General features: G+C 71.0%; 5 protein-coding genes. 1 reads left to right on the top strand and 4 read right to left on the bottom strand.

Features of this window, described 5'->3' with window-relative positions; genetic code table 11:
- The coding region (locus P409_RS24565) for a sugar ABC transporter ATP-binding protein (RefSeq protein ID WP_202964794.1) at positions 1-1,077 on the bottom strand (1,077 nt) is incomplete at its 3' end.
- Between the two features lie 340 nt (positions 1,078-1,417).
- Here P409_RS24565 and P409_RS24560 point away from each other — a divergent pair.
- On the top strand, positions 1,418-2,356 hold the full coding sequence (locus P409_RS24560) for a DMT family transporter (RefSeq protein WP_161790465.1): 939 nt from the start codon (positions 1,418-1,420) through the stop codon (positions 2,354-2,356).
- Between the two features lie 116 nt (positions 2,357-2,472).
- Here the strand turns inward: P409_RS24560 and P409_RS24555 are convergent, their stop codons facing one another.
- The 3 genes from P409_RS24555 to P409_RS24545 all read right to left on the bottom strand — a co-directional run bounded on the left by P409_RS24555 (position 2,473) and on the right by P409_RS24545 (position 5,427).
- Complete coding sequence (locus tag P409_RS24555) at positions 2,473-3,450, bottom strand: L-carnitine dehydrogenase (RefSeq protein WP_052121351.1); 978 nt, start codon at positions 3,448-3,450, stop codon at positions 2,473-2,475.
- A complete protein-coding gene (locus P409_RS24550; RefSeq protein WP_238578766.1) occupies positions 3,440-4,363 on the bottom strand; it encodes a beta-keto acid cleavage family enzyme in 924 nt (307 codons plus the stop codon). The genes P409_RS24555 and P409_RS24550 overlap by 11 nt, the downstream gene beginning before the upstream one ends.
- Before the next feature lie 107 nt (positions 4,364-4,470).
- Positions 4,471-5,427, bottom strand: coding sequence for a GlxA family transcriptional regulator (locus P409_RS24545; protein WP_034844776.1), 957 nt, complete (start codon positions 5,425-5,427; stop codon positions 4,471-4,473).
- Positions 5,428-5,730 lie beyond the last annotated feature (303 nt).

Below are 5,730 nucleotides of genomic sequence, written 5' to 3'. Positions count from 1 at the left end.
GACCGGCAGCGACCGGAAGATGCCGGCGGCCGCCCGGTCCTCCGGCACATAGGCGAGGCCGAGGCCGATCGCCCGCGCCGGATCGGTGATCGCCGCCTCCCGCCCCTTCATCCGGATCCGGCCACGATCGGCCGGGGCGATGCCGAACAGCGCCCGGGCCACGTCGGTGCGGCCGGCGCCGACCAGCCCGGCCATGCCCAGCACCTCGCCGCGCCGCAGGGTGAAGCCGATATCGGCGAAGCGGCCGGCGCGGCCCAGCCCCTCGACCTCCAGCGCGGTCTCACCGATCGCCGCCTTCTCCTTGTGCAGGAAGGCCTTGAGCGGCCGGCCAATCATCAGCCGGATGATCTCGGCATCCGGCAGGTCGGCGGCCGCCGCGGTCGCCACCCGCTCGCCGTCGCGGAAGATGGTGACGCGGTCGCACAGCGCTCGCACCTCCTCCAGCCGATGGCTGATGAAGACCACGGCGCGGCCCTCATCGCGCAGCCGGCGAACGATGGCGAACAGGGTCTCGACCTCGCGCGGGGTCAGGGGCGCGGTCGGCTCGTCCATCAGGATCAGCCGGCTGTCGGCGGCCAGCGCCCGGGCGATCTCGACCATCTGCTGGTCGGCGATCGACAGGCCGCCGGTCGGCCGGGTGACGTCGATGGCGACGCCGAGATCGTCCATCAGCCGCCGCGCCTCGGCCGCCATGCCGCGCCAGCGCACACGAGTGAAAGGTCCCCCTTCCCTGCCGCCGATGAACAGGTTCTCCGCCACAGAGAGATGCGGGAACGAGATCGGCTCCTGATGGATCAGGGTGATGCCCAGGCGCTGCGCCTCGAGCGGCGAGCCGATCTCCACCGGCCTTCCCTGCAGCAGCAGCCGCCCGGCGCTGGGACGGTGCACCCCGGCCAGGATGCGGGCAAAGGTCGATTTGCCGGCGCCGTTCTCGCCCAGCAGCGCATGGATCTCGCCGCCGGCCAGGGCGAGATCGATGCCGCGCAGCACCTCGACCCCAGCGAAGGATTTCGAGATGCCCTCGGCGGCGATCACCGCCGCTCCTGCAGGCCGTTCGGACGAGGCGACAGCGCTCACATCCCTCCCCTCGGCGCTCTCACCGCGGGTCCGACCGCGCCGGCGCCTATTTGTCTGACCGTTGCTTCATGTTTGGATGAATCCGTGTGAACGTCAACATCCGTCGGACAGCCACAGAGATCGATCTTCTTGCCTCAGTTGAGATTGCCGCCGGTGAGGCAGCGTTAAAACGTTTCCACAACAATGGCCGCCCCGCGTGCATGCCAGCCCTTCCGGCTTTCACCACCCGTTTTCCGCCGGCAGGCGTATGCCTGACATACGGGGCGGGCCGGGCAGCCTCCGCCCCGGAGGGGACGGAACGACCATGCGATTCTGGCGGCGCGGCGACGAGACTGTCCCGATGGCCCCTGCTGACACGCCCACGGCGCCGCCGGCCCTTGCCTCCTCCGCCGCGCCAGCGATCGAGACGCCGCTGCTCGGCGTGCTGTGCTCACTCCTCGCCAATCTGATGTTCGCGTCCAGCGACGCGCTGGTGAAGGGGCTGACGGCCACCTATTCGATCTTCCAGATCATCCCGATGCAGGTCGCCTTCGCCTGCATCCCGATCCTGATCATGCTGCGCCGCGACGGCGGCCTCGGCCGGATGCGGGCGGCGCATCCGCGGCTGATCATGCTGCGCGGCCTGCTGGCCGGGATCGGCACGATCTTCGGCTTCTACGCCTTCTCCGCCCTGCCCCTGGCCGAGGTCTATGCCATCGCCTTCTGCACGCCGATGGTAGTGACCATCCTGTCGATCCCGATCCTGGGCGAGCAGGTGCGGGCCCATCGCTGGGCCGCGGTGGTGGTCGGGTTCCTCGGCATCCTCGTCATGGTCCGGCCGGGCTTCGAGACGCTGACGCTGGGCCATCTCTCCGCCCTCGGCTCGGTGTTCACCGGCGCCGGCGTGGTGCTGATCATGCGCAGGATCAGCCGGGACGAGCAGCGGGCGGTGATGGTGACGGCAGTGATGCTTGGGCTCTTGGTGACCAGCCTGCCGGTCGCGCTGTTCGTGTTCCAGCTGCCGAGCTGGTTCGACGTGCTGCGCGTCGGCGCCGCCGGCCTGCTGATGGGGTCGGCCCAGTTCCTGGTGGTGCGGGCGCTGTCGCTGGCCCCGGCCAGCACCATCGCGCCGATGCAGTACACCATGATCGTCTGGGCCCTGGCCTATGGCAGCCTGTTCTTCGGCAACCGGATCGACCCCTTCATCGTGATCGGCGCCTGCATCGTCATCGCCTCCAGCCTCTACATCATGCACCGCGAGCGCATCCGCGGCCGCACCCTGCGGGCGCATGTGAAGTAGCGACGAAAAAGCCCGGCCGGGGCGCACCCGGCCGGGCGGAGTCAGGCGAACGGCGGCCGGGGACTCGCATCGGTCCCGGCCGCGCCATCCCCGCGGGCGCGGGGATCGGGGGCGGCTCAGAAGGTGCCGGGCCGCGGATCGTAGGTCGGGTGGCCGGTGTCGCGGTCGGCACCCTCCAGCGCCTGCAGGATCCGGATGATGCGCTCATCGCGCCAGCGCTCGATCTTCTTGATCGGCCAGCCGCCCGCCTGCTCCTGCGTGCCCTCGACCATGCGGTCGATCAGCGTGTCGGTCAGCTTCGGCGCAACCAGCCTGGTCCAGGGCAGCTCCAGCGCCGGGCCGAACTGCTCCAGCATGTGCCGCATGCCGCCCTCGCCGCCGGCCAGGTGATAGGTCAGGTTGGTGCCCATGAAGGCCCAGCGGATGCCGGCGCCGAAGCAGATCGCCTCGTCGATCTCCCTGGTCGTGGCGATGCCGTCGGCCACCAGGTGCAGCGCCTCGCGCCACAGCGCCTCCAGCAGGCGGTCGGCGATGTAGCCGTCGATCTCGTTGCGGACATGCAGCGGCTTCATGCCGAGCGAGGCGTAGAAGGCCGTGGCGGCCTTGATCGTCTCCGGCGCCGTCTGCCGGCCGCCCACCACCTCGACCAGCGGCAGCAGATAGACCGGGTTGAATGGATGGCCGATGACGATCCGCTCCGGATGCCGCGCGCCCTCCTGGATCTCGCTGGGCAGGAGGCCCGAGGAGGAGGAGCCGAGGATCACGTCGGCCGGCGCGGCCCCGGCCATCGCATGATGCAGCTTGCGCTTCAGCTCGATCCGCTCCGGCGCGCTCTCCTGCACGAAATCGGCCTCGCCCGCGACCGCCTCGGCCGAGCCGAGGACGCGCAGCCGCTCCGGGGAGGCGCCGTCGGCCAGACCCATGCGGGTCAGGGCCGGCCAGGCATTGGTCACGGCATCGCGCAGCGCCTGTTCGCCGGTCGGTGACGGGTCCCAGGCGACGACGTCGAGGCCGCGTGCCAGCGCCCTTGCGGCCCAGCCGCTGCCGATGACGCCGCCGCCGACGATACCGAGGGTGCGGATCTCACGCGGCATGGGCCTGACCCTTCGCCTTGAGGCCGAGATGGCTGCGCGCCTCGGCCGGAGTCATCACCTTGGACCCCATCGCCTCGATGATGGTCCGCGCCCGCTCGACCAGGCTGCCGTTGGAGGCGTAGACGCCCTTGTCGAGATAGAGGTTGTCCTCGAGCCCGACCCGGACATGGCCGCCCAGCAGCACCGCCTGGGCGACGAAGGGCAGTTGCAGCCGGCCGATGGCGAAGCCGGCCCAGACCGCGCCGTCCGGCAGCATGTCGCGCATCGCCAGCATCATCCGCGGGTCCGGCGGCGTGCCCCAGGGGATGCCGAGGCAGAGCTGGAACAGCGGCGGCGTGTCGAGCAGCCCCTCTTCCACCATTTTCCGCGCGAACCACAGGTTGCCGGTGTCGAAGATCTCGAGCTCCGGCTTCACCCCGAGTTCCTGGATCCGCTTCGCCTGCCGGCGCAGGATGTCGGGGGTGGAGACATAGACCAGCGAGCCGTCGCCGAAGTTCAGCGAGCCGCAGTCGAGGGTGCAGATCTCCGGCAGCAGCTGCTCGACATGCGGCAGCCGGTCGATGCCGCCGACCAGGTCGGTGTCGGGGCCGAATGCCGTGGGGTTGTCCTGCGGCCCGATCACCAGGTCGCCGCCCATGCCGGCGGTCAGGTTGATGACGATGTCGACGCCGGAGGAGCGGATCCGGTCCACCACCTCGCGGTACAGTGCCGGGTCGCGGCTGGGCTTGCCGGTCTCGGGGTTGCGGACATGGATATGGGCCACGGTGGCGCCGGCCTTCGCCGCCTCCAGCGCGGCGTCGGCGATCTGCTGCGGCGTCACTGGGATCTCCGGATGCTTGCCCACCGTGTCGCCGGCGCCGGTGACGGCGCAGGTCACGATCACGCGCCGGTTGATGTCAGTCTGCAGGGCCATCGCCCACCGCCTCCCCGAATCGCCGGCGCACCGGCCGCTCGGACGAGGCTACGCCTGGGCGCCGGCTCGGACCTTGATCGGGAGCGACAGTGGCTTGACGCTTTCCGCTAGGCTGCCGACGCGCGTCGGTCGCGGCTGGGCGGCACACCGAATTCGCGGCGGTAGCAGCGACAGAAATGCTCGTAGCTGCCGAAGCCGCAGGCCACCGCCACCTCCAGCAGCGGGTCGTCGGAATACTGCACCATCGACCGCGCCCGCTGCAGCCGCAGCGACTGGTAGAAGCCCTGCGGACCCTTGCCGAGATGGCGGGTGAACAGGCGTTCGACCTGGCGCGGCGACATGTCGACGGTGCGGGCCAGGGCGGTGACCGCGATCGGGCTGGCGACGTTGCGCTCCATGATCTCGACCATCCGGGCCAGGCGGCTGTCGCGGATGTCGAGCTGCCGCGGCACCGACAGGCGCTGCCGGTCCTCGGCGTGGCGCAGGGTGTTGTAGATGAACTGCTCCGACACCGCCGCCGCCAGCCGGGCGCCATGGTCCATGCGGATGATCTGCAGCATCAGGTCCAGCGCCGCGGTGCCGCCGGCGCAGGTCAGGCGGCGGCGGTCGGCCTCGAACAGGCAGGCGCGCGCCTCGACCCGCGGGAACTGCTCGGCGAAGCCGTCCAGCGCCTCCCAATGCGCGGTGGCGCGATAGCCGTCGAGCAGCCCGGCGGAGGCGAGCGCGAATCCGCCGGTGTCGATGCCGCCGAGAACGGCGCCGGCGCGGTCGAGCCGGCGGAACCAACGGGTCAGTGCCGGGGTGACGGCGGCCAGCGGCTCGAAGGCGGCGCAGACCAGCAGCAGTGGCAGGTCGTCCTGGCTGCCGGCCACGGCGTCGGCCGGCAGCGGCAGGCCGTTCGAGGCCGGCACCGGCAGGCCGTCGGCGGAGAAGATGGTCCAGCGATAGACCTGCCGCCGCGACAGCCGGTTGGCGACGCGCAGCGGCTCGATCGCCGAGGCGAAGGCCATCATCGAGAATTGCGGCAGCAGCAGGAAGCCGATGCGGCGGGGGGCGTCGGTCATGGCTGATCCATCGAAACGCAGTGTCGTCTTTCATCAAGCCGGCGGGTCCGGTGGTCAAGTCCGTCCGCACCGCCGCCACCGGCGCGACATCGTCCGGCCATCTTCCCGGCGCCCACTGTCCTCTCAGCCGGTGCGAGGTGCGGGACGGTCATGACATTGCCAGCGGATCACGAGGTCCCGTCGCGATGGGATGCGCTGGTCTTCGGCGCCAAGGCGGCTCTGCTGCGCGGCGGCCGGGCCTTGCGCGAGATCGCCCGCCGGCCGGACCGCCATCCCCGGGCCGTGGCGCTGTGCGACGCCGCC

This window comes from Inquilinus limosus MP06 (assembly GCF_000767795.1).
In the GTDB taxonomy this organism is placed as follows: Bacteria; Pseudomonadota; Alphaproteobacteria; order DSM-16000; family Inquilinaceae; genus Inquilinus; species Inquilinus limosus_E.
Note: the sequence above shows the minus strand (reverse complement) of the source record. Positions and strands in the feature narration are given on the sequence as shown.

Coding starts and splice junctions, on each gene's coding strand:
- P409_RS24545 (WP_034844776.1), bottom strand. CDS start 5,427: ATGACCGACGCCCCCCGCCGCATCGGCTTCCTGCTGCTGCCGCAATTC.
- P409_RS24560 (WP_161790465.1), top strand. CDS start 1,418: ATGGCCCCTGCTGACACGCCCACGGCGCCGCCGGCCCTTGCCTCCTCC.
- P409_RS24550 (WP_238578766.1), bottom strand. CDS start 4,363: ATGGCCCTGCAGACTGACATCAACCGGCGCGTGATCGTGACCTGCGCC.
- P409_RS24555 (WP_052121351.1), bottom strand. CDS start 3,450: ATGCCGCGTGAGATCCGCACCCTCGGTATCGTCGGCGGCGGCGTCATC.